The organism is Plantactinospora sp. WMMB334, from assembly GCF_049179095.1.
Lineage (GTDB): Bacteria > Actinomycetota > Actinomycetes > Mycobacteriales > Micromonosporaceae > Plantactinospora.
The window spans coordinates 2,721,742-2,742,333 of the sequence record NZ_JBMHME010000002.1; the positions used below are offsets into that span (position 1 = coordinate 2,721,742).

Annotated in this window: 20 protein-coding genes; 15 read left to right on the forward strand and 5 right to left on the reverse strand. The window is 73.9% G+C overall.

The window, feature by feature from the left end; translation table 11 throughout:
* Nucleotides 1–91: 91 nt before the first annotated feature.
* Nucleotides 92–772 (reverse strand): TIGR04282 family arsenosugar biosynthesis glycosyltransferase, encoded by a 681-nt coding sequence (locus tag ACN27G_RS11600; protein WP_421492800.1) that lies wholly within the window; start codon nt 770–772, stop codon nt 92–94.
* On the reverse strand, nt 769–1,446 hold the full coding sequence (locus ACN27G_RS11605) for a glycosyltransferase family 2 protein (RefSeq protein ID WP_421492801.1): 678 nt from the start codon (nt 1,444–1,446) through the stop codon (nt 769–771). Before ACN27G_RS11605 ends, ACN27G_RS11600 begins: the two co-directional genes overlap by 4 nt.
* 149 nt (nt 1,447–1,595) lie before the next feature.
* Here ACN27G_RS11605 and ACN27G_RS11610 point away from each other — a divergent pair, with 149 nt between their 5' ends.
* Nucleotides 1,596–2,966 (forward strand): hypothetical protein, encoded by a 1,371-nt coding sequence (locus tag ACN27G_RS11610; protein ID WP_421492802.1) that lies wholly within the window; start codon nt 1,596–1,598, stop codon nt 2,964–2,966.
* On the opposite strand, the gene ACN27G_RS11615 is transcribed toward ACN27G_RS11610, so the two are convergent.
* Nucleotides 2,938–4,017, reverse strand: coding sequence for an NAD-dependent epimerase/dehydratase family protein (locus ACN27G_RS11615; RefSeq protein ID WP_421492803.1), 1,080 nt, complete (start codon nt 4,015–4,017; stop codon nt 2,938–2,940). The two genes, ACN27G_RS11610 and ACN27G_RS11615, sit on opposite strands and share 29 nt — an antisense overlap.
* 137 nt (nt 4,018–4,154) lie before the next feature.
* Between ACN27G_RS11615 and ACN27G_RS11620 the strand changes: the two genes are divergently transcribed.
* The 12 genes from ACN27G_RS11620 (at nt 4,155) to ACN27G_RS11675 (ending at nt 15,714) form a co-directional block, all read left to right on the forward strand.
* Nucleotides 4,155–4,865: a response regulator transcription factor gene (locus ACN27G_RS11620; RefSeq protein ID WP_421492804.1), complete on the forward strand. Its 711-nt coding sequence runs from the start codon at nt 4,155–4,157 to the stop codon at nt 4,863–4,865.
* Entirely contained in the window at nt 4,858–5,889 is a 1,032-nt protein-coding gene (locus ACN27G_RS11625; protein WP_421492805.1) for a sensor histidine kinase, read from the forward strand. The genes ACN27G_RS11620 and ACN27G_RS11625 overlap by 8 nt, the downstream gene beginning before the upstream one ends.
* A 412-nt stretch (nt 5,890–6,301) precedes the next feature.
* A complete protein-coding gene (locus tag ACN27G_RS11630; RefSeq protein ID WP_421497301.1) occupies nt 6,302–6,940 on the forward strand; it encodes a hypothetical protein in 639 nt (212 codons plus the stop codon).
* A gap of 151 nt (nt 6,941–7,091) precedes the next feature.
* Nucleotides 7,092–7,841, forward strand: coding sequence for a GntR family transcriptional regulator (locus tag ACN27G_RS11635; protein WP_421492806.1), 750 nt, complete (start codon nt 7,092–7,094; stop codon nt 7,839–7,841).
* A 101-nt stretch (nt 7,842–7,942) separates the two neighbouring features.
* Complete coding sequence (atzF, locus tag ACN27G_RS11640; protein ID WP_421492807.1) at nt 7,943–9,808, forward strand: allophanate hydrolase; 1,866 nt, start codon at nt 7,943–7,945, stop codon at nt 9,806–9,808.
* 27 nt (nt 9,809–9,835) lie between these two features.
* Nucleotides 9,836–10,528, forward strand: coding sequence for a cysteine hydrolase family protein (locus ACN27G_RS11645; RefSeq protein WP_421492808.1), 693 nt, complete (start codon nt 9,836–9,838; stop codon nt 10,526–10,528).
* A 23-nt stretch (nt 10,529–10,551) separates the two neighbouring features.
* On the forward strand, nt 10,552–11,247 hold the full coding sequence (locus ACN27G_RS11650; RefSeq protein ID WP_421492809.1) for a cysteine hydrolase family protein: 696 nt from the start codon (nt 10,552–10,554) through the stop codon (nt 11,245–11,247).
* A 16-nt stretch (nt 11,248–11,263) separates the two neighbouring features.
* Nucleotides 11,264–12,898, forward strand: coding sequence for a regulator (locus tag ACN27G_RS11655; RefSeq protein WP_421492810.1), 1,635 nt, complete (start codon nt 11,264–11,266; stop codon nt 12,896–12,898).
* Nucleotides 12,888–13,280: an AtzH-like domain-containing protein gene (locus tag ACN27G_RS11660; protein ID WP_421492811.1), complete on the forward strand. Its 393-nt coding sequence runs from the start codon at nt 12,888–12,890 to the stop codon at nt 13,278–13,280. Before ACN27G_RS11655 ends, ACN27G_RS11660 begins: the two co-directional genes overlap by 11 nt.
* A gap of 82 nt (nt 13,281–13,362) precedes the next feature.
* Nucleotides 13,363–13,959 carry a DUF2975 domain-containing protein gene (locus ACN27G_RS11665; RefSeq protein WP_421492812.1) on the forward strand — a complete coding sequence of 199 codons (597 nt, stop codon included), beginning with the start codon at nt 13,363–13,365 and terminating at the stop codon, nt 13,957–13,959.
* Entirely contained in the window at nt 13,959–14,189 is a 231-nt protein-coding gene (locus tag ACN27G_RS11670; protein ID WP_421492813.1) for a helix-turn-helix domain-containing protein, read from the forward strand. The genes ACN27G_RS11665 and ACN27G_RS11670 overlap by 1 nt, the downstream gene beginning before the upstream one ends.
* A gap of 175 nt (nt 14,190–14,364) precedes the next feature.
* On the forward strand, nt 14,365–15,714 hold the full coding sequence (locus ACN27G_RS11675; RefSeq protein WP_421492814.1) for a cellulase family glycosylhydrolase: 1,350 nt from the start codon (nt 14,365–14,367) through the stop codon (nt 15,712–15,714).
* Nucleotides 15,715–15,798: 84 nt separating this feature from the next.
* On the opposite strand, the gene ACN27G_RS11680 is transcribed toward ACN27G_RS11675, so the two are convergent.
* Nucleotides 15,799–16,677 carry an alpha/beta fold hydrolase gene (locus ACN27G_RS11680; RefSeq protein ID WP_421492815.1) on the reverse strand — a complete coding sequence of 293 codons (879 nt, stop codon included), beginning with the start codon at nt 16,675–16,677 and terminating at the stop codon, nt 15,799–15,801.
* Between the two features lie 148 nt (nt 16,678–16,825).
* On the opposite strand from ACN27G_RS11680, the gene ACN27G_RS11685 reads away from it, so the two are divergent.
* Nucleotides 16,826–18,862: a BTAD domain-containing putative transcriptional regulator gene (locus ACN27G_RS11685; RefSeq protein WP_421492816.1), complete on the forward strand. Its 2,037-nt coding sequence runs from the start codon at nt 16,826–16,828 to the stop codon at nt 18,860–18,862.
* Here ACN27G_RS11685 and ACN27G_RS11690 read toward each other — a convergent pair.
* Nucleotides 18,804–19,838: an NlpC/P60 family protein gene (locus ACN27G_RS11690; protein WP_421492817.1), complete on the reverse strand. Its 1,035-nt coding sequence runs from the start codon at nt 19,836–19,838 to the stop codon at nt 18,804–18,806. The two genes, ACN27G_RS11685 and ACN27G_RS11690, sit on opposite strands and share 59 nt — an antisense overlap.
* 112 nt (nt 19,839–19,950) lie before the next feature.
* Between ACN27G_RS11690 and ACN27G_RS11695 the strand changes: the two genes are divergently transcribed.
* Nucleotides 19,951–20,403: a hypothetical protein gene (locus ACN27G_RS11695; protein WP_421492818.1), complete on the forward strand. Its 453-nt coding sequence runs from the start codon at nt 19,951–19,953 to the stop codon at nt 20,401–20,403.
* Nucleotides 20,404–20,592: the final 189 nt, after the last annotated feature.

Sequence of the window (20,592 nt, forward strand, 5' to 3'; positions counted from 1 at the left end):
CCGTCGAAGCCACCGGGACGGTCCGCCCTGCTCGTCGGGCCGCCGGCCGGCGCGGCGCGATTCGGCGGGCGGCCCGACGATCTGCCCGGCATCACCGTCGTGCCCCCTCGGTCACGACGGTCCCGGTCTCGTGGACCGCCCTCGCGAACCGGCTGCCCGGCAGATCGTCCGCGACCGCCCGGGCGGCGTCCCAGTCGTCCACGTCGCGCAGCACCGGCAGGACGGCCACCCGCAGCCCCCGGGCCCGCAGCGCGGCGAGGGTCTGCCGTCCGGTCTGCGGCGTGGACATCGGCACCGGCCGGAGTGCGGACGCCTGCCCGGGGTCGCGCAGGCCGAGGGCCCACCAGCCGCCGTCGACGGCCGGCCCGAGTACCGCGTCGGCGCCGGTGAGCCGGTCGAACGCGGCGGAGAGTGTGTCGGGGGACACCTGCGGGGTGTCCATCCCGACCTGTAGCACGGGCCGGCCGGGGAAGGCCGCGCCCGCCTCGGCGTGCGCGTGCGCGAGCCGGTCGGCGAAGGTGTCGCCGTGCTGCGGCAGCAGATGCCAGCCGGCCAGCGCCGCCGCCAGCTCGTCGGCGTACTCCGCGTCGGAGAACCGGCCGGTGTGCGCGAGTACCGGGATGGTGGCGGCGGTGGCGCGTACCGCCGCGAGCGTCGCCAGCAGGGCCGCCGCCGCGATCCGGGCCGCCTGCTCGGGGCTGGCCGGCGGGCAGAGCCGGGTCTTGGCCAGGCCGGGCACCGGCGCCTTGGCGACCACCAGCAGAATGTTCATCGGCCCGCCCCGGCACCGGAACGGAGCACCCCGGCGAAGTCCCGGGTGGCCCGGAGGGTGCCCCGCACCGAGCCGGAGACCTTCGACCTGGTGCCGGCGGCCCGTGGCGCGTACGCCGTCTCCAGCTCGACGATCCGCCACCCGGCCGCCGCCGCGCGCAGCAGCAGCTCCAGCGGATAGCCGAAGGCCCGGTCCGCGACGCCGAGCCGCAGCAGCGCCGCCCGGCGGGCCACCCGGATCGGGCTGATGTCGCGCACCGGTACGCCCCGGCGGCGCAGCAGCGCGGCGACCACCGCGTTGCCGGCCCGGGCGTGCCAGGGCCAGGCGGCCGCCGAGACCGGCCGGCGGCGCCCCACCGCGAGGTCCGCCCGGTCGGCGAGCACGGGCGCGGCGAGCCGGGGCAGCTCGCCGGGTTCGAACGACCCGTCGGCGTCGAGCACGCAGACCAGGTCCGTTCCGGCGGCGAGCAGGCCGGTGTGCACCGCCGCGCCGTACCCGCGCCGTGGCTCGGCGACCACCCGCGCCCCGTGCGCGGCAGCGACCTCCGCCGACCCGTCGGTGGAGCCGTTGTCCACCACGAGGGCCCGGTAGCCGGGTGGCAGCGCGGCGAGTACGGCGGGCAGGGCGGCGGCCTCGTTCAGGCACGGCAGCACCACGTCGATGGTTGTGCTCATGTCCGCCGACGCTAGGCGGGGTGGCCGCTGCCCGGGATGTTCCGGGTGCTTACGGATCGCTTACGCCGCACCGATTTCTTACGAGTTCCTGACGTGCGGCCCGACCCGCTTTCGGACCGCCCGGCGGGCTCGTATCGTCGGCGGTCGCCATGACCCTGCCGAACCTGTCGGCACCTCGCCGGCACGCCGACGCGGTCGTCGTCGCGGTCGAGGCGGCGCTGCTCGCCGCCGCGATCGGCGTCGGCGCACTGCTCAACGCCCGTGGCGGCGGGCTGCACGCCGACGCCGCCCCGCTCTACGCCACCTGGCGGCCGCACGCCGGCCCCGGTACGCCGGTGGCGCTGCTGCTCGCCGCCCTGGTCGTCGGGTACGGCGTGCGCTGGGCGCGGAGCGCGCCGTGGCACCGGCTGCTCGCCGCCGGCTACCTCGGTGCGCTGGCCTGGACGCTGTCGCTCGCGCTTGTCGACGGCTGGTCCGCCGGGCTGGCCGGCCGGCTGACGGTGCAGGCCGAATACCTGCACGAGGTGCCCCGGGTGACCGACGTCGGCGCGATGCTGGCCGGCTTCACCGGCCGGATCCTCGACTTCCAGCCCGACTCCTGGTCGACGCACACCGCCGGCCACCCGCCGGGGGCGTTGCTGGTCTTCGTCTGGCTGGACCGGATCGGCCTCGGCGGCGGTGCCGCCGCCGGCCTCGCCTGCGTGATCGTCGGGGCGACGGTGGCGGTCTCGGTCCCGGTGACGCTGCGGGCGCTCGGCGCCGAGGAGGCGGCCCGGGCGGTATGGCCGTTCCTCGTGCTCTTTCCCGGGGCGGTCTGGGTGGGCGCCTCGGCGGACGGGATCTTCGCCGGGGTGGTCGCCGCCGGGCTGGCCCTGCTGGCGGTGCGCGGCCGGTGGGCAGCGCTCCCCGGCGGGCTGCTGCTCGGCTTCGCCCTCCACCTGTCCTACGGCTTCGCGCTCGTCGGGCTGCTCGCGCTGACCGTTGTGGCGCTGCGCGCCCGGGACCGGCTCGGCGTGCTCGTCGTCGCGGCGGTCGCGGTGGCGGCCGTCGTCGCCGGGTTCACCGTCGCCGGCTTCTGGTGGTGGGACGGCTACGAGCTGGTGGTGCGCCGCTACTACCAGGGTTGGGCGGCGGAGCGCCCGTACGGCTACTGGGTCTGGGCGAACCTGGCCGCACTGCTGCTCTCCGCCGGCCCGGTGGTCGGACCGGCGCTGCGCCGCGCGGTCGCCGCCGCCGCGAGCGCGGTACGCCCGCTCCTGCGCCGACGCCGGGGCGCGGAGCGGTGCCCCCGGCCGGCCGGGGGCGCGACGGTGTGGCTGCCGGTCGCCGCCGCCGTGGTGGTGCTGCTCGCGGACCTCTCCGGGCTGAGCAAGGCCGAGGTGGAGCGGATCTGGCTACCGTTCGCGGTCTGGCTGCTGGTCGCCACCGCGCACCTGCCGGCACGGCAGCGGACCGGCTGGCTCGCCGTCCAGGCGGGCACCGCGCTGGCGATCAACCACCTACTGTGGACGGTGTCCTGACCGTTGCCGGGTCGCGCAGCGGTGCGGCGGCGAACTCGGCGACGCCCTCGGCGAACGTGGTCCGGGCGGTGAAGCCGAGCAGTCGCGCCGCCCGGGCGGGATCGGCGACCACGTGCCGGACGTCGGCCGCCCGGCCGCCGCCGACCACCACCGGCTCCGGGCCGCCGGTCGCGGCGGCCAGCTCCCGCGCCAGCTCCCCGACCGTGTGCGGCTCGCCGGAGCAGACGTTCACCGCCACGATCGGCTCCGGCGCCGGCGTGGTCAGTGCCAGCAGGTTGGCCCGGGCCACGTCGGCGACGGCGACGAAGTCGCGCCGCTGCCGGCCGTCCTCCAGCACCCGGGGTGGCCGGCCGGCGGCCAGCGCCGACCGGAAGATCGACGCCACCCCCGCGTACGGGGTCTCCCGGGGCATCCGGGGGCCGTAGACGTTGTGGTAGCGCAGCGCCCAGACCTCGCCGCCGGTCTGCCTCGCCCACGCTCCGGCCAGGTGTTCCTGGGCCAGCTTGGTCGCGGCGTACGTGCTGCGCGGCTCCAGGGGCGCCTCCTCGGGCACCAGACCCGGGACCAGGGGCACGCCGCAGCGGGGACAGCCCGGCTCGTAACGGCCGGCCGCCAGGTCGGCGGGGTGCCGCCCGGCCGGGCGCACCACCGCGTGCTCCGGGCAGTGGTAGCGCCCCTCGCCGTAGACCACCATCGAACTCGCCAGCACCAGCCGGCGTACGCCCGCGTCGTGCATCGCCGCCAGCAGGGTCGCGGTGCCGAGGTCGTTGTGGCTGGCGTACCGGGGGGCGTCGGAGGGGTCGAGTCCGTGCCCGACCATGGCCGCCTGATGGCAGACGGCGTCGACGCCGCGCAGCAGGCCGGCGAGCAGGTCGGGGTCGCGCACGTCGCCGACCACGGGCCGGTGCCGGTGCGTCCAGGGCGGCGCCGCCGGCCCGTGCGCCTCCGGCAGCAGGGCGTCCACGGCCACCACCTCGTGGCCGTGCGCCACGAGCAGGTCGGCGACGTGCGAACCGATGAATCCGGCCGCTCCGGTGACGAGTATCCGCATTCCGGTCACCATATGCGCCGGTCAGGGCGGCGGCGTGGGTGTCGGCGCAGCCGTAAGAATCCCGCAAGGTCTGGGGTTGCCCGGCCCGGTGCGGCGCGTGGCTACGCTGGCCGGATGGGATCAGCGGGAGGCCGGCGGTGACCCAGCGGGTGCTGGTGGTGGAGGACGACAAGACCATCGGCGACGTGGTCTGCCGCTATCTGCGGCACGCCGGCTATCAGGTCAGCCACGTCGGCGACGGTGCCGCCGCACTGGCCGCCGTCGCGCACCAGGCGCCGCATCTGGTCGTACTCGATCTGATGCTGCCGACGCTCAGCGGCCTGCAGGTCTGCCGCGAGCTGCGCAGCCGGCCGGACGGCATCCCGATCGTGATGCTGACCGCGCTCGGCGACGAGGCCGACCGGGTCCTCGGGCTGGAGCTGGGTGCCGACGACTACCTGACCAAGCCCTTCTCCCCACGCGAGCTGGTGTTGCGGGTCCGTTCGGTGCTCCGCCGCTCCGGTGGCGACGCGGTGGCGGCCGACCGGCCGGACCCGCTTCCGGAGCTGCTCGTCGACGGCGACCTGGAGGTGCGTACCGGCCCCCGGGTGGCCCTGCTGCGCGGGGCCGAACTCGCCCTGACCCTGCGGGAGTTCGACCTGCTCGTGCACCTGATGCGCCATCCCTCCCGGGCCTTCGGCCGGGCGGAACTGCTGGAACAGGTCTGGGGCTGGACCTTCGGCGACCACTCCACGGTGACCGTGCACGTACGCCGGCTGCGGGAGAAGATCGAGACCGATCCGGCCGCCCCACGGCGGATCGTGACGGTCTGGGGCGTGGGCTACCGGTACGAGCGGTCCCATGCGTGACCTGCTACTGATCTTCGCACTGGCGCTCGGCGCGGCGCTGGTCGTCGGGGCCGCCGGCGCGCTGCTGCTGCGGCGACTGCGTCGCGCCTCGATCACCGTGCACCTCTACGTGCTGCTCGCCACCACCGTGCTGGCCGTCGTCGGCGGCGTGGTCGTGGTCGCCGAGGAGATGTTCCTCTCGCGGCACGACCTGGAGGTGGTCCTGATCACCGTCGCGGCGGCGGCCGCGGTCAGCGTCGCGATCGGCGGGCACTCCGGACGGCGACTGGCGGCGGCGGCGGTCTGGGCCGACCAGGCCAGGCAGCGGGAGCGGCAGCTCGAAAAGGGCCGCCGCGACCTCGTCGCCTGGGTCTCCCACGACCTGCGTACGCCGCTGGCCGGGCTGCGGGCGATGGCGGAGGCGCTGGAGGACGGGGTGGTGCACGACCCGGAGACCGTGGGCGACTATCACCGGCGGATCCGGGTCGAGACCGATCGGATGACCCGGCTCGTCGACGACCTGTTCGAGTTGTCCCGGATCAACGCGGGGGCGCTGCGACTGTCGCTGACCGCCGTGCCCCTCGGCGAGGTGGTCTCGGACGCGCTGGCGAGTACGGCGCCGCTGGCGGCGGCCCGAGGCATCCGCCTGGTCGCGGCCGAGTCGGGCTGGCCCACGGTCGTCGCCAGTGAGCCGGAACTCGCCCGGGTGGTCGGCAACCTGCTGCTCAACGCCGTCCGCTACACCCCCGAGGACGGCACCGTACGCATCGAGGCGGGCCGGGAGCGGGACGCCGCCTGGCTGGCGGTGACGGACACCTGCGGCGGGATCCCCACCGCGGATCTGCCCAGGCTCTTCGACGTGGCCTTCCGGGGCGAGCCGGCGCGCACCCCCGGCCAGGCGGGTGGCGGCGGCAGCGCCTCCGGCGGGCTCGGCCTCGCCATCGTGCACGGGCTGGTCGAGGCGCACGGTGGGCGGGTCGACGTGGCCAACATCGGCGGGGGTTGCCGATTCGTGGTCCGGTTGACCGCCGCCGCACCGGCCTGACGGGATCGGGTGCGCCGCGATCACTGCGTCGGATGTCCGGTTCGGTTTGGTGGTCGGCGTGCCGGTGGGGAATGCTGGGTGGGGGCCGGTCGTTACATCATGCGTACGGCCGAGTAGCACCCCTGGTCGGCCGGGGGCTTGCGGGTGGGTGGCGGGGAATGATCCCCACCCACCGGTCGTTACATGTGGTGTTCGCCCGAGTACGAGCCGTCCCCCCCGGCAGTATCCCGTGCTCGGGTGTTCTTGCTTCTGTCGTCTCTGGAGACCGCCGGTGTGCTGGTTTCGGGACGTGATGTTCTCTTCCTACTTCCTGTGGCATCCCGGTCGTTTCCCCTGCGGCGGTGGGTGTTCATCCCCGATTGGAAGGTGGACCGTCATGAACACGATGTTGTTCGGTCGGTGGCTTCCGGCCATGTCGCAGACTTCGTTCGTGCGTAGGTCCGTGTTGGGTGTGGCTGGTCTGGCGTTCGTCGGTGGTGCGGTCGCGGGCCCGTCGGTGGCGGCGCAGGCCGGCCCGGAGCATGCCGGTAGCCTGGTGGCCGTCTCGGTCACCGCCGACAACGGCGACCACAAGGGTGACAAGGGCGACAAGGGTGGTGGGCCGTCGCGGGACCGGTTGGTGCCGCACGGTGTGCAGGGTGTGCAGTCGCGGATCGACATCTCGCCGGAGCGGGCGGCGAGTGTGAAGGCGATCGTGGCGGCGACGAAGAAGGCGGGTCTGGACGAGCGGGCTGCGGTGATCGCGGTCGGCACGTCGCTGCAGGAGTCGAAGTTGGAGAACCTGGGTCATCTGGGTGACCGTAACGACCATGACTCGCAGGGCCTGTTCCAGCAGCGGCCGTCGTCGGGTTGGGGCACGGTGGAGCAGATCACCGACCCCGAGTACGCCACGACGGCGTTCCTGAAGGGTCTGCGGCAGGTCGACGGCTGGCATGAGCTGCCGCTGACCGTGGCCGCGCAGAAGGTGCAGGTGTCGGCGTACCCGGACGCGTACGCCAAGTGGGAGGACCAGGCCGCCGACCTCGTCGCCGACGCCTGGACCACCAGCTGACACACCAGCACAACAGAACAGAACAGAACAACCCCGTTGGCCGGGTCCCCACACCAGGGGACCCGGCCAACGGCGTATCCGGGGCCGGCTTTCACCGCCCGGGGCCCCGCCCGGGACGGGACCGGTCGGGGCGGGTGGCAGACTCTTCGGCGTGACCGAGCCAACCGAGCGGACCGTCAGCCTCAGCGATGATGCCGCTCGTGGCCCGGCGGTCCGGGGTGGCCCGGCTTCGTCGTACCGGAGTGCTGCCGGACCGGGCGGAGACGGCGAGCTGGAGAGCGCGAGCCTCGTCGAGCTGGCCGTGCTCCGGCTGCGGCGCGAGATCCTGAGCGGTAAGACGCAGCCGGGGGAACGGTTGGTCGAGGAACAGCTCACCCGGCGGCTCGGGATCAGCCGTGCCCCGTTGCGGGAGGCGCTACGGCTCCTCGCCCAGCAGGGGCTGGTCGAGCATGTGCCACGGCGCGGCGCCCGGGTGGCGACGCTCTCGGACCGGGACGTCCAGGAGTTGTACGCGGTGCGGGACGTCCTGGAGCGGCACGCCGTGCGGGCTGCCCTGCCGGTGCGGTCGGCTGCCGAACTCGCCGGCCTCGAGGCGACGCTGAGCGGGATGCGCGAGGCGATCCAGGCCGGCGACCGGCTCGGGGTCGCCGAGGCGCACCGGGCCTTTCATGTCGAGTTGGTGGCCCTCGCCGGCAACCGGCAACTCTCCGCCGTCTACGAGGCCATCCTGCTGAAGCTCCAGCTCTACATGGCACTCAACCTGCGCCGGGAGGCGGAGCTGGCACAGCCCGGCGACGGGTTGGACCGGCACGAGCGGCTGCTCGCCGCCGTCGCGGACGGCGATCCGGAGGCGGTGATCGCCGTGCTGGCCTCGCACGGTGCCCGCTCCTACCTCGACTGACGGCGACCCGCCCGACAGGAACGGCCCTCTTCCGGGCCCACGACACATCGTCGTTACGTCGGCGGTGACGTGTCGAAACACGACGGTCGACAATCGTTTGTATGCCAGAGGCGATCGGGACGGTGACGGCGCTCCGGTCCGCGTACTCGGCCGGCGAGCTGAGCACGGTGGAGGTCGCGGACCAGGTTCTCGCCGCGCTCGCGGAGCGGGCCGGGGAGGCGGTCTGGATCAGCACCGTCCCGGCCGAGCAACTCCGGGCCAGGGCGGCCGAGCTGCACCGACGCCGGGGCGAGCTGGCCACGTTGCCGCTGTACGGGGTGCCGTTCGCGGTCAAGGACAACATCGATGCCGCCGGGCTGCCGACCACGGCAGGCTGCCCGGAGTTCGCCTACCGCCCGGAGCGCAGCGCCTCGGTGCTGGCTCGGCTCCTCGACGCCGGGGCGATGCTGGTCGGCAAGACCAATCTCGACCAGTTCGCCACCGGGCTCACCGGCGCCCGCTCGCCCTACGGCGCCTGCGAGAGCGTCTTCGGTGGCGGTCTGATCGCCGGCGGCTCCAGCTCGGGATCGGCGGTCGCGGTCGCCGCCGGTCTGGTGTCGTTCGCCCTGGGGACCGACACCGCCGGTTCCGGCCGGGTCCCGGCGGCCTGCAACGGCATCGTCGGCACGAAGCCGACCAGGGGACTCCTCAGCGTCGCCGGGGTGGTGCCGGCCTGCCGGTCGCTCGACTGCGTCTCGATCTTCGCCCGGACCGTCGACGACGCCACGGACGTGTTCCGGGTCGCCCGCGGCGTCGACCCGGAGGATCCGTGGAGCCGGGCGCTGCCGCCCGAGCTGGCCGAGGGGCGCGAGCCGTCGACACTACGCCTCGGCGTACCCCGGGCGGAGGACCTCGACTTCTTCGGCGACCTCGGCCAGCGCGACCGGTTCGCCGCCGGGCAGGAGCGGGTCGGCGCGTTGGTCCGCGAATCCGAACCGCTCGGACTCGGGCCGCTCCTCGAGGCCGGCGACCTGCTCTACCAGGGGCCGTGGGTGGCGGAGCGCCTCGCCGATCTGGACGACTTCCTCCGCCGTCGGCCGGACGCCGTACTGCCGGTGACCCGCAGCGTGCTGGAGAGCGGACGCCGGTACGCCGGAACCGACGTCTTCCGGGCCCGCCACCGGCTCCAGGAGTTGCGCGCCTGGGCGGAGCGGCTGTGGCGGCGCGTCGACGTGTTGGTGCTGCCGACCGTCGGCACCACCTTCACCCTGGCGGAGATCGACGAAGACCCGATCGGCCGCAACACCATGCTGGGCCGTTACACCCAGTTCGCCAACCTGCTCGACCTGGCGGCGGTGACCGTACCCAACGGGTTCACCGGGGCCGGGCGCCCGGCCAGTCTGACCCTGGTCGGGCCGGCGTTCAGCGACGCGACCCTGGCTCGGCTCGGCGCGGCACTGGAGGGTGCGGCACTGTGCACTGCCGCCCCTGACGAGACGGCACCGGACGACCCGGCGGTGGGTGCCGGCGGGCGCTCGGCGGCCTCCGGCACCTCCGGACCGGCCGAGCATGGCGACGGGCGGGTGCTGCTCGCGGTCGTCGGCCGCCATCTGCGCGGCGAGTCCCGCAACGCCGAACTCGTCGACCGGGGCGCGACGCTGGCCGGCGTCGCCCGGACCGCGCCGCTCTACCGGCTCTACCGGCTCCCCTCCGACGACGGCGTCGGGCTGCCGAGCCTGGTCCGGGTCGGCCCGGGGCAGGGCGCGGCGATCGAGATCGAGTTGTGGCGGCTGCCGGTCGGCACGATCGGCAGCCTGCTCACCGGAATACCCGCACCACTCACGCTCGGCCGGCTGCGCCTGCACGACGGCCGGGAGGTGCTCGGGTTCCTCACCGAGGCGTACGCGGCCGGTGCCGCCACGGCCGAGGACATCACCGCCGCCGGTGGCTGGCGCGCCTACCGGCAGGCCGCCGCGCGTACCGGTTGACCGTTCCGCCCGAAGGGAGCAGCCCTGATGCCCCGCATAGGCCCCGTCAAAGCCGACCCCTACCTCTGGCCGTACGACGGTTCGGCGCCCGCCGAACGCACCGCACTGCTCTGCATCGACTGGCAGACCGACTTCTGCGGCCCCGGCGGCTATGTCGACAGCATGGGCTACGACATCGGGCTGACCCGGGCCGGCCTGCCGGCCACCGCCCGGCTGCTGGCCCGGGCCCGGGAGATCGGCCTGCTGGTGGTGCACACCCGGGAGGGCCACGACCCCGACCTGACCGACCTGCCGGCCAACAAGCGCTGGCGGTCGGCCCGGATCGGTGCCGAGATCGGCGGCGCCGGCCCGTGCGGCCGGATCCTGGTCCGGGGCGAGCCCGGCTGGGAGATCGTGCCCGAGGTCGCCCCGGTGGCCGGCGAGGTGATCGTGGACAAGCCCGGCAAGGGCGCCTTCTACGCCACCAACCTGGACCTGGTCCTCCGGACCCGGGGCGTCACCCACCTGATCCTCACCGGCATCACCACCGACGTCTGCGTACACACCACGATGCGGGAGGCGAACGACCGGGGCTACGAGTGCCTCATCCTCTCCGACTGCACCGGCGCGACCGATCCGGACAACCACACCGCGGCCCTGCACATGGTGACCATGCAGGGCGGCGTCTTCGGCTGCGTCGCCACCTCCGACGACGTGCTCGCCGCGATCGGCGACGACTGACCCCGACACCCTGAGGACGACCCATGCCAACCGTCGACGCGCGTCCCCATCCGTACACCTTCGAGATCTCCCGCACGGCGCTGCTGGTCATCGACATGCAGCGCGACTTCCTCGAACCCGGCGGCTTCGGCGAGAGCCTCGGCAACGACGTCGCCGAACTGCGCCGGACCATCGCGCCGCTGGCGGCGCTGCTCGCCGCCGCCCGGGAGGCCGGGCTGCCGGTCGTGCACACCCGGGAGGGACACCTGCCGGACCTCTCCGACTGTCCGCCGGCCAAGCGGGACCGGGGTGCTCCCCGCAAGCGGATCGGCGATCCCGGCCCCAACGGCCGGATCCTGATCCGGGGGGAGTACGGCCACGACATCGTGGACGAACTGGCACCGGTCGTCGGCGAGCCGGTGGTCGACAAGCCCGGCAAGGGCGCCTTCTACGCCACCGGGCTCGACACCCTGCTCGCCGATCGCGGCGTCACCAGCCTGCTGGTCACCGGCGTGACCACCGAGGTGTGCGTGCACACCACGGTCCGGGAGGCGAACGACCGGGGCTACGAGTGTCTGGTACCGGCCGACTGCGTCGGCTCCTACTTCCCCGAGTTCCAGCGGGTCGGCCTCGACATGATCGCCGCCCAGGGCGGCATCTTCGGCTGGGTCGCCGACTCGGCCGCCCTGATCGCCGCGCTGCGCGGCGCGGCGGCCCCGTCCGTCCTGCAATCCTCCTGATCACGAGGTGCCAGTCATGGTGAAGACCACCGAGCGCGCCAGCGCGGGCCTGCCGCTGTGGGTGCGCGGCGACACCAACGCCTTCTTCGGCTTCGGCGTCAACGTCCTGGTCAACGTGTTGACCCTGACCGCTCTCTGCATCGGCGTCGTCCAGCTCTCCGCGGGCGACGTCTTCGGCACCATCCTCCCGGCGCTGGGCATCGCCCTGGTCGCCGGCAACATCTACTACACCGTGCTGGCCCGCCGGCTGGCCCGCCGGGAGAACCGGACCGACGTCACCGCGCTGCCGTACGGGCCGAGCGTGCCGCACATGTTCATCGTGATCTTCGTGATCATGCTGCCGATCTACCTGCGTACCCAGGACGCCCGGCAGGCCTGGCAGGCGGGGGTGGCCTGGGCGTTCATCATCGGCGTCATCGTGCTGATCGGGGCCTTCGTCGGCCCGTGGATCCGGCGGTACGCGCCCCGGGCGGCACTGCTCGGCACTCTCGCCGGGATCTCCATCACCTTCATCTCGATGAACCCGGCCGGGCAGATGTGGCGGGCGGCCTGGATCGCCCTGCCGGTCTTCGCGCTGCTGCTGATCGGGCTGCTCACCGACGTACGCCTCCCCGGTAACCTGCCGATCGGCCTGGCCGCCCTGCTGCTCGGCACGGCGATCGGCTGGCTCGGCGGCGCGATGTCGGTGCCGGACGTCTCGGCGGCGGCCGGGGAGATCGCGCTCGGGCTGCCGTCGTTCCAGTTCGGGCTCCTCTCCGACGGCCTCGCCGAGATGGCACCGCTGCTCGCCACCGCGATCCCGCTCGGCGTCTACAACTTCACCGAGGGCATGACCAACGTGGAGAGCGCGGCGACCGCCGGGGACAGCTACAACCTGCGCAGCGTCCTGCTGGCCGACGGGGCCGGCGCGGTGATCGGCGCGGCGCTCGGCTCGCCGTTCCCGCCGGCCGTCTACGTCGGGCATCCGGGTTGGAAGGCGGCCGGGGGCCGGAGCGGCTACTCGATGGCGACCGGCGTGGTCATCGCCGTCCTCTGCTTCCTCGGCATGTTCGGGCTGCTCGCCACGATCTTCCCGACCGCCGCGATCGTGCCGATCCTGCTCTACATCGGGCTGCTGATCGGCGCGCAGGCGTTCCAGGCCACGCCCCGGATCCACGGTGCGGCCGTGGTGGCCGCGCTGGTGCCGAACATCGCCGCCTGGGCGACCGGGCAGATGGACAACGCGCTCGCCGCCGCCGGCACCACGGCGGCCGAGGTCGGCGACTCGGCGTTGGCCGGCGCCGGTGTCGTCTACGACGGGCTGCTGGTGCTGGGCCAGGGGGCGATCCTGGCCGGCCTGGTGCTCGGCGCGGTGGTGGTCTTCATCATCGACAAGCGGTTCCTCCGGGCGGCCGTCTTCGCCGGTGTCGGTGCGGTGCTCTCCTTCGTCGGGCTCATCCACGGCGAGCGGATCGAGTGGAACGCCAACGGTCAGGTCGCGCTCGGCTACCTCTTCGTGGCGGTGGTCTGCGGGCTCTTCGCGCTGGCGAAGATCCCACCCCGGGTGCCGGACGCGGAGGAGTGGGAGCTGGACCGGCAGCACGGGGGCGGGGCGGAGTCCCCGGCGGTCGCGACCGCGCCCGGGGCGGAGGCACCCACCGGTGGACGTTGACCGGCCCGAGGTGGTCGCCGAGGTCGCGGCCGAGTTCGCCGGCTACGAGACGGCGCTGGTGGCCGGGAACGTGGACGCGGTCATCGGATACTTCTGGGCCTCGGCCCGGACGGTCCGGTTCGGCGTCGCCGACCACCAGATCGGGATCGAGGAGCAGCGGCGGTGGCGCTCGGCGCAGCCGCCGCTGCCACCCGGCCGGCGCCTGTACGGCACGCTGATCAGCACCTTCGGTGCCGACACGGCGGTCGTGAACACGTTCTTCGACTATCCCGGCGGCACTGCCACCGGCCGGCAGACCCAGACCTGGGTACGCCTGCCCGTCGGCTGGCGGATCGTCGGCGCGCACGTCTCGGAGTGCGCCAGGGTGCCGAGCCGGTCCTGACCGGGATCGCCTCGGGGGTTGACAGCCGCCTCCGTCTTATCGATTATCGAGATATCGGTAATCGATAAGACGGAGGTGTGGCGTGGGACTGCGCAAGCCGGACTGGCTCGCCGAACTACAGGGACTCGTGGCGCTCCTCCTGGTGGTGATGGCCGGGATCGTGGCGTTCCAATCCGTCGCCCTCCTCCGCGGCGGGCCGATGGTCGCCCGGGTGCCGGCGGAGGCGCTGCCGGGGGTCGCCGGTGCCACCGAGGGGCTGCGCTCCGGTGCGGTCGTCGACGGCGACGTCGAGGTACGGGTCGCCGACCCCACGCCCGGTGACCTGGTGGCGTACCACCTGACGGTGCTGCCGGCGTTCGCCGTCGGCGCGGCGGTGCTGGCGCTGCTCTGGTCCGCGCTGCGCCGGGCCCGCCGCGAGGATCCGTTCTCCGCCGGTACGGTCCGGCGGCTGAGGTCGATCGGCTGGACCGCGCTCGGCGGCGGCCTCCTGGCGCAACTCGTCCAGACGATCGCGTCGTTCGTGCTCAGCGGGCGGATCACCGCGGACGGCACGTTCGCCACCACGGTGGATCTGGCACAGACCGGGCTGTTCCTGCTGGTGGGATTCGGGTTCTTCGCGGTGGCCGAGATCGTGCGGCGTGGCGTCACGATGCGGACGGACTTGGAGACGGTCATCTGATGCCACCCGAGGACGAGCACCGGATCGAGGTCCACCTGGACAAGCTGCTGGCCGAACGGGGCCTGACCCTGACCGAGCTGGCCGACCGGGTGGGCCTGAGTCTCGCCAACCTCTCCGTGCTGAAGAACGGGCGGGCCCGGGCGATCCGGTTCAGCACCCTGACCGCGCTCTGCCGCGAGTTGACGTGCCAGCCCGGGGACCTGCTCACCGTCCGGCATCGAGATTCCTGAATTGCGTCGGGCGGTGGCGGGGCGTACGGTGCGGGACGAGCCGGACTTGCACTCGTCACGAGCCAACGGACTGCGCCCACCCCACCCCCCGAGAGCCGGGCAGCGATCGTCGGGGGCCATGCCCGTGGCCGGTCCGTCCTGCCCCGATCCCGGGGCACTCATTCCGAGGTAGGTCATGAGAAGACGACTCGCTGCCTGTGTCGCCGTCCTGCTCGCGGTCGCCGGTTCGGTGCTGATGTTCGTACGGCCGGCGGACGCCGCCGTGGGGCTGCACGTCAGCGGCCGGAACATCGTCGAGGCCAACGGCCAGACGTTCGTGATGCGCGGGGTGAACCATCCGCACGTCTGGTTCACCAACCAGACCCGTGCCTTCGCCGACATCAAGGCGCTCGGCGCCAACACCGTCCGGGTGGTGCTCGGCAGCGGAAAGCGCTGGGGCCCGTCCACCGACGTCGGCAACGTGATCTCGCTGTGCAAACAGCACCGGCTGATCTGCGTACTGGAGGTGCACGACACCACCGGCTACGGGGAGGAGGGAGCGGCGGCCAGCCTCGACGAGGCGGTCGACTACTGGATCAGCCAGCGGAGCGCCCTGGTCGGCGAGGAGAACCACGTCGTCATCAACATCGGCAACGAGCCGATCGGCAACACCGACGCCGGCCAGTGGACGGCGGCGACCACCGCGGCCATCGCGAGGATGCGCGCCAACGGCTTCCAGCACCTGCTGATGGTCGACGCGCCGAACTGGGGCCAGGACTGGCAGTACGTCATGCGGGACAACGCCCAGACGGTCCTGGACGCGGACAGCCGGCACAACACCGTGCTCTCCATCCACATGTACGGCGTCTTCAACACCGCCGCGAGCATCGTCGACTACCTCGACCGGTTCCGGTCCAACGGCTGGCCGCTGGTGATCGGCGAGTTCGGCTGGCGGACCAACGCCAACGACGTGGACCACGAGACGGTGCTCTCCGAGGCGGTGTCCCGGGGGCTCGGTTACCTCGCCTGGTCGTGGAGCGGCAACACCGATCCGATCCTGGACATGACCGTCGACTTCGACCCCGGCCGGCTCACCTCCTGGGGCGAGCGGATCTTCAACGGGCCGAACGGGATCCGGGCCACCGCCCGGGAGGCCACCGTCTTCGCCGGCGGCACGCCGACCACCCCGCCGGCCACGCCCACCACCGGGCCACCGGCGACCCCGACGACGCCGCCCGGCGGCACCCGGGCCTGCACCGCCACGTACGCGGTGGTCGGCCAGTGGTCCGGGGGCTTCCAGGCCGACGTACGGGTCACCGCCGGCGCCTCGGCGATCAGCGGGTGGGCGGTGAGCTGGACCTTCCCCCACGGCCAGCGCGTCTCGCAGTCCTGGAACGCGACCGTCTCCAGCAGCGGGTCGAGCGTGACCGCCCGTAACGTCAGCTACAACGGCACCCTCGCCGCCGGGGCGAGCACGACCTTCGGCTTCCTCGGGTCGTGGAACGGCACCAACGGCACCCCGGCGCTCACCTGCACCGCCAGCTGAACCGGTCGACCGGTAGGGCCGGGGCCGCCGCGTGGCCCGGCCCTACCGCGATCCGGCCGTACCCGCCGGCACGCCCGCGCAGGCTCACCTGGCGAGCAGCGACCGCAGCGCCGTGACGATCTCGTCGGGTGCCTCCTCGGCCATGAAGTGGCCGGCCGTCGTGGTGCGGTGCTCCAGGTCCGGAGCCCAGGCCCGCCACAGCGCGGCGGCGTCGTAGCCGAGCGCCGCTCCCCAGTCCTGCTGAACGACCGAGACCGGCATCTCCAGCCTGCGCCCGGCGGCCCGATCCGCCCGGTCGTGTTCGACGTCGACGCCGGCCGAGGCCCGATAGTCGGCGACGATGGAGGGGACCGCCTCCCGCGAGGCCCGCAGGTACTCCGCCCGCACCTCGGCCGGGATGGCGTGCGGATCCCGGCCCCACCCGTCCAGGAAGTAGCCGAAGAAGGCGTCCGGGCTGGCGCCGATCATCTGCTCCGGCAGCCCGGGTGGCTGGGCCATCAGGTAGAGGTGGAAGGCGACCCTGGCGTCGACGCCGTGCAGGATCTCCCACATGTCCAGCGTCGGCAGGACGTCGAGCGCGGCGAGGTGCGAGACGGCCTCCGGATGGTCCAGGCCGGCACGGACGGCCACCAGCGCACCCCGGTCGTGTCCGGCGAGCGCGAAGCGCCGATGGCCGAGCTCGCGGGCCAGGGTGACGATGTCGGCGGCCATGGTCCGCTTGGCGTACGTCCCGGCGTCGCGGGCGGCAGGCTTGTCGCTCGCGCCGTAGCCGCGTAGGTCGGGGCAGATCACGGTGTGTTCGGCGGCCAGGGTGGTGGCGACGTGCCGCCACATGAGGTGGGTCTGTGGGAAGCCGTGCAGCAGCACGACCGGACTGCCCGAACCTGCCACCGCCACGGTCAGCGTCACCTCCTCGTCGACCTGTACACGCCGGTAGTCGAAACCGGGAATAGCAGTAACCACGGTCCTGTCCTCTCCTGGTCGATCCCGATCAGGAGTTGTGTCGATCCTGATCAGGCGGGCCCGTCCAGCGTGCCGACAGCCGATGAGCAACCGATGAGCGCGCTACCGTGACCTCCGGGCGCGGTGCGGAGATACGGGGGACGCGGTGGTGCGGGTCAGGTTCGGCGTACTCGGTCCGGTCGGGGTCTGGGACGGCACCGGCGCACCGATCGACGTGAAAGGGCCGAAACACCGCGCGGTGCTGGCCCGGCTCGTCGCCGCCCGGGGCCGGGTCGTGCCGGTCGACCGCCTCGTCGACGATATCTGGACGGAGCCTCCGGCGGGCGCGGTCAGCGCACTCCGCACCTTCGTCGCGGCGCTGCGGCGCGCCCTTGAACCGGACCGGGCACCCCGCGAGCCGGCCCGGTTGCTGGTCACCGACGGCCCCGGCTATGCCCTCCGGACGGCCCCGGACACGGTCGACGCCTGGCGGTTCGAGCAGAGCGTCACGGCCGCCGCCACCATGCCGGCCCGGTCGGCCCTGGACAGCCTGGACCAGGCGCTCGGCTGGTGGCGGGGACCCGCCTACGCCGGCTTCGACGAGGAGCCGTGGGCCCGCCCGGAGCGCTCCCGGCTCGAACAGCTGCGGCTCCAGGCGATCGAGGCGCGGGCCGAGGCGCGGCTGGCGCTCGGGCGGGCCGGCGAAGCCGTGCCGGAACTCGACGCCCACGTCGCCGAGCACCCCTGGCGGGAGGAGGCGTGGCGGCTGCTGGCCCTGGCCCTGTACCGCACGGATCGCCAGGGGGAGGCGCTGACCGTCCTGGCCCGGGCCCGAGGGCTCCTCCTCGACCAGCTCGGCATCGATCCGGGCCCCCGGCTGCGCCGCCTGGAGGTCGACATCCTCCGGCAGACCGAGCAGGAGGAGACCGGCGGCCCCGCCACCCGGACGGCGGAGCGGGTCTGGGCGGACGCCACGGCCGCCTACGACCGGGCGGTGAGCTCCGGCACCCGGGCGCGCCTCGAGTCGACCGTCGGGCTGCTGCGGACCCTTGCCGTCACCGGCGCGGGCGGGCTGGAGGCCGCCCGCGAGCAGCGCTTCGCGACCATCGCCGCCGCCGAGCAGCTCGGTGACCCGGAACTCACCGCGCGGGTGATCGGCGGGTACGACGTACCCTCGATCTGGACCCGTTCGGACGATCCGGAGCAGGCGACCCGGATCGTGGCCGCGGCCGAACGCGCGCTGACCGCGCTGCGCCCCGGCTCGTCCGACGCGATCCGGGCCCGGCTACTGGCCACCATCGGCCTGGAGTCCCGGGGGACGGCCGGCACGCGCGCGCCCGACGCGGCCCGGGAGGCGGAGCGGATCGCCCGTCGGCTCGGCGACCCCACCCTGCTCGCCTTCGCCCTCAACGGCGTGTTCATGCAGACCTTCCACCGCACGGGACTCGCCCCGGAGCGCGACGAGATCGGTGCCGAACTCGTCACCCTCGCCACCGGGCACGGGCTGGCGACCTACGAACTCCTCGGCCACCTCGTCCGACTCCAGGCCCGGTGCGCGCTCGGGGACTTCGCCGGAGCCGACGGGCACGCCGCCGCCGTGGACCGGATCGCGCGGCGGCACGAACGGCCGCTGGCCGGCGTCTTCACCGCCTGGTACCGGGCACTGCGCCTGGCGGCGACCGGGGCCTCGCCGGAGGTCGCCGAGGAGGCGTACGGCGACGCGGCATCCCGGCTCGCCGGTGCCGGGATGCCCGGCGTCGAGCGAGGGCTCCTGCCGCTCGCCCTGCTCTGCCTGCGGGTCTGGCAGGGCCGGCCGGCCCGTTTCGCCGACCGCACGGACTGGGGCCCGTACGCGCCCTGGGCCCGGCCGCTCCTGCTGCTGGCTCGGGACCGGCGTGCGGAGGCGGTCGCGGCGCTGCACCGGGTCCCGGATCCGCCGCGCGACCTGCTCGCCGAGGCGCTCTGGTGCCTGACCGGCCAGGCCGCCATCATGCTGGACGAGCCGGCGGTGATGGCGCGCGCCGCCGCCGCACTCGCACCGGCGGCGGACGAGCTGGCCGGGGCCGGCAGCGGGATGCTCACCGCCGGGCCGGTCAGGGAGCACCTCGACCGGCTCGACACCGTCCTCGGCCGGGCGGGAGGGACCGCTACAGATACCGGCGCGCCCCGGCGTACTCGTGGGCGTACCGGTGCCCGTCGAGCGTGACGTACTCGACACCGCTCTCCTCGGTGTCGGTGTTGGTCGGCGCGTCGATCACGTAGCCGTTCCCGGCGTACATGCCGACGTGGTGCACCCGCCCGGTGCCGTTCTCCCGGGCGTAGAAGACGAGGTCGCCGGGGGCGAGCTGGTCACGGGCGACCGGTGTGCCGGCGTTCGCCTGGTCCTGCGCGTCCCGGGGGATGACGATGCCGTGCGCGGCGTAGACCGAATGGGTGAGGCCGGAACAGTCGTAGCCGAAGCCGGCGGTGCCGGCCCAGAGGTACGGCAGGCCGAGGAACATCATGCCGGTGCGTACCAGGTCGGCACCGGTCGGTCGGGGGATCTGCGCCGAGGAGGCGTACACCGAGACGTCGGAGGCGGCCAGCCACTTCGGGCCGTCGCTCGGGGTGGCGACCAGCACGGACCGGCCGAGCCGGGCCAGCACCGGCAGCCGGGTGTTGAAGCTCAGCTCCATCGCCGGGCGGGTGCGGCGCGGGTCGTCGTACAGCCAGGTGGTGGCCGTCTCGACCAGGGCGAACGGCCGCCCGGTGAGGTGGGCGTAGCGTCTTCCGTCGGTCAACTGCGCCCTGGGCAGCCACCCGGGGTAGCCCAGCTCGTGTCGTGGGGTCGGCTGGCCGGGCACGACCACCTGCGCCCAGTCGCCGGACTCCGCCAGCACGATCACCCGCTGGCCGTAGGTGGCCTGGGTCTCCAGGTCGCCGATCAACCACCGGCGCTCGGCCAGCGTCATCCCGCCGGTCCAGGCGCGCAGGTCGACGGGGTTGGTCGTGGACGGCAGGTCGACGGGGCGGTCGCGGCCGGGCCCCACCCAGAGGGTGGCGACCGCCACGTCGACGTACGCGGTGCGTGGCAGCTCGCCGGGATCGGCCGCGGCGGTGGCGCCGACGGCCGGGGACGCGGTGAGCAGCGAGCCGAGGACGAGCAGGGCGGCCGGGAGCGTTCTGCGCGACAGGCGGGTCACGGCGATATCTTCCGCCATGAGATGGCGGTGTGACAAGAACCTACATCGAGGTCAGTTCACGGCGCCGCCCGGTCACGGCTGGCCGGCGCGGACGCGACCCACCCGGGCGGGTGTGCGTGTCGCCGCACTCCTGCGGGCGCTCTTCGCCGTGGTGCTCCGCTTCCTCGCGGTGGTCTTCGGCGCCGCCGTGCTCTTCTTCGCCACGGTGCTCCTGCGCACCGCCGTGCTCTTCCGCGCCGCGGTGGTCTTCGGTGGCGTCGTGCTCTTCCGCGCCGCGGTGGTCTTCGGCGCCGCGGTGGTCTTCTTCGCGGGTGTCCGCTCCGACGGCGCCGTCCGTTTGGCCGGAGGGGACTTCTTCGCGGCCCTCGCCGCCGTGCCGACCCGCTTCCCCGCGCCCTTTGCCGCGGTCGCCCCGGTGGCCCGCCTCGTGGCGGTGGCCACCTTCTTCGCCGCCGCGGTCCGTGACCCGGGAGCCTTCTTGGCGCCGGTCGCCTTGCGCGCGGCGGCCGGTCTCGTCGCGGTACGCGTACGGCCGCCCCTGCCCTTCGCCTGCCGGCTCGGTTGACTGACCGTGGATCGGATCGGGCCTGCCCGTCGTGCGTCGGCCACGTCGGCTCCTCCTTCGTCCGGTTGTCCCCTCGACCGGGTTCGCTGTCTCCCCTCGACGCGGTCCGCCAAACGTTCGCGACCGTGCGGCCCGCCCACTGCCCTGTCGGCGACTGTTGACCGTCCGGGCCGGCTCCGTAGGATCGCG

Coding starts and splice junctions, on each gene's coding strand:
- ACN27G_RS11600 (WP_421492800.1), bottom strand. CDS start 772: ATGAACATTCTGCTGGTGGTCGCCAAGGCGCCGGTGCCCGGCCTGGCC.
- ACN27G_RS11605 (WP_421492801.1), bottom strand. CDS start 1,446: ATGAGCACAACCATCGACGTGGTGCTGCCGTGCCTGAACGAGGCCGCC.
- ACN27G_RS11610 (WP_421492802.1), top strand. CDS start 1,596: ATGACCCTGCCGAACCTGTCGGCACCTCGCCGGCACGCCGACGCGGTC.
- ACN27G_RS11615 (WP_421492803.1), bottom strand. CDS start 4,017: ATGCGGATACTCGTCACCGGAGCGGCCGGATTCATCGGTTCGCACGTC.
- ACN27G_RS11625 (WP_421492805.1), top strand. CDS start 4,858: ATGCGTGACCTGCTACTGATCTTCGCACTGGCGCTCGGCGCGGCGCTG.
- ACN27G_RS11630 (WP_421497301.1), top strand. CDS start 6,302: ATGTCGCAGACTTCGTTCGTGCGTAGGTCCGTGTTGGGTGTGGCTGGT.
- atzF (WP_421492807.1), top strand. CDS start 7,943: ATGCCAGAGGCGATCGGGACGGTGACGGCGCTCCGGTCCGCGTACTCG.
- ACN27G_RS11645 (WP_421492808.1), top strand. CDS start 9,836: ATGCCCCGCATAGGCCCCGTCAAAGCCGACCCCTACCTCTGGCCGTAC.
- ACN27G_RS11650 (WP_421492809.1), top strand. CDS start 10,552: ATGCCAACCGTCGACGCGCGTCCCCATCCGTACACCTTCGAGATCTCC.
- ACN27G_RS11655 (WP_421492810.1), top strand. CDS start 11,264: ATGGTGAAGACCACCGAGCGCGCCAGCGCGGGCCTGCCGCTGTGGGTG.
- ACN27G_RS11670 (WP_421492813.1), top strand. CDS start 13,959: ATGCCACCCGAGGACGAGCACCGGATCGAGGTCCACCTGGACAAGCTG.
- ACN27G_RS11675 (WP_421492814.1), top strand. CDS start 14,365: ATGAGAAGACGACTCGCTGCCTGTGTCGCCGTCCTGCTCGCGGTCGCC.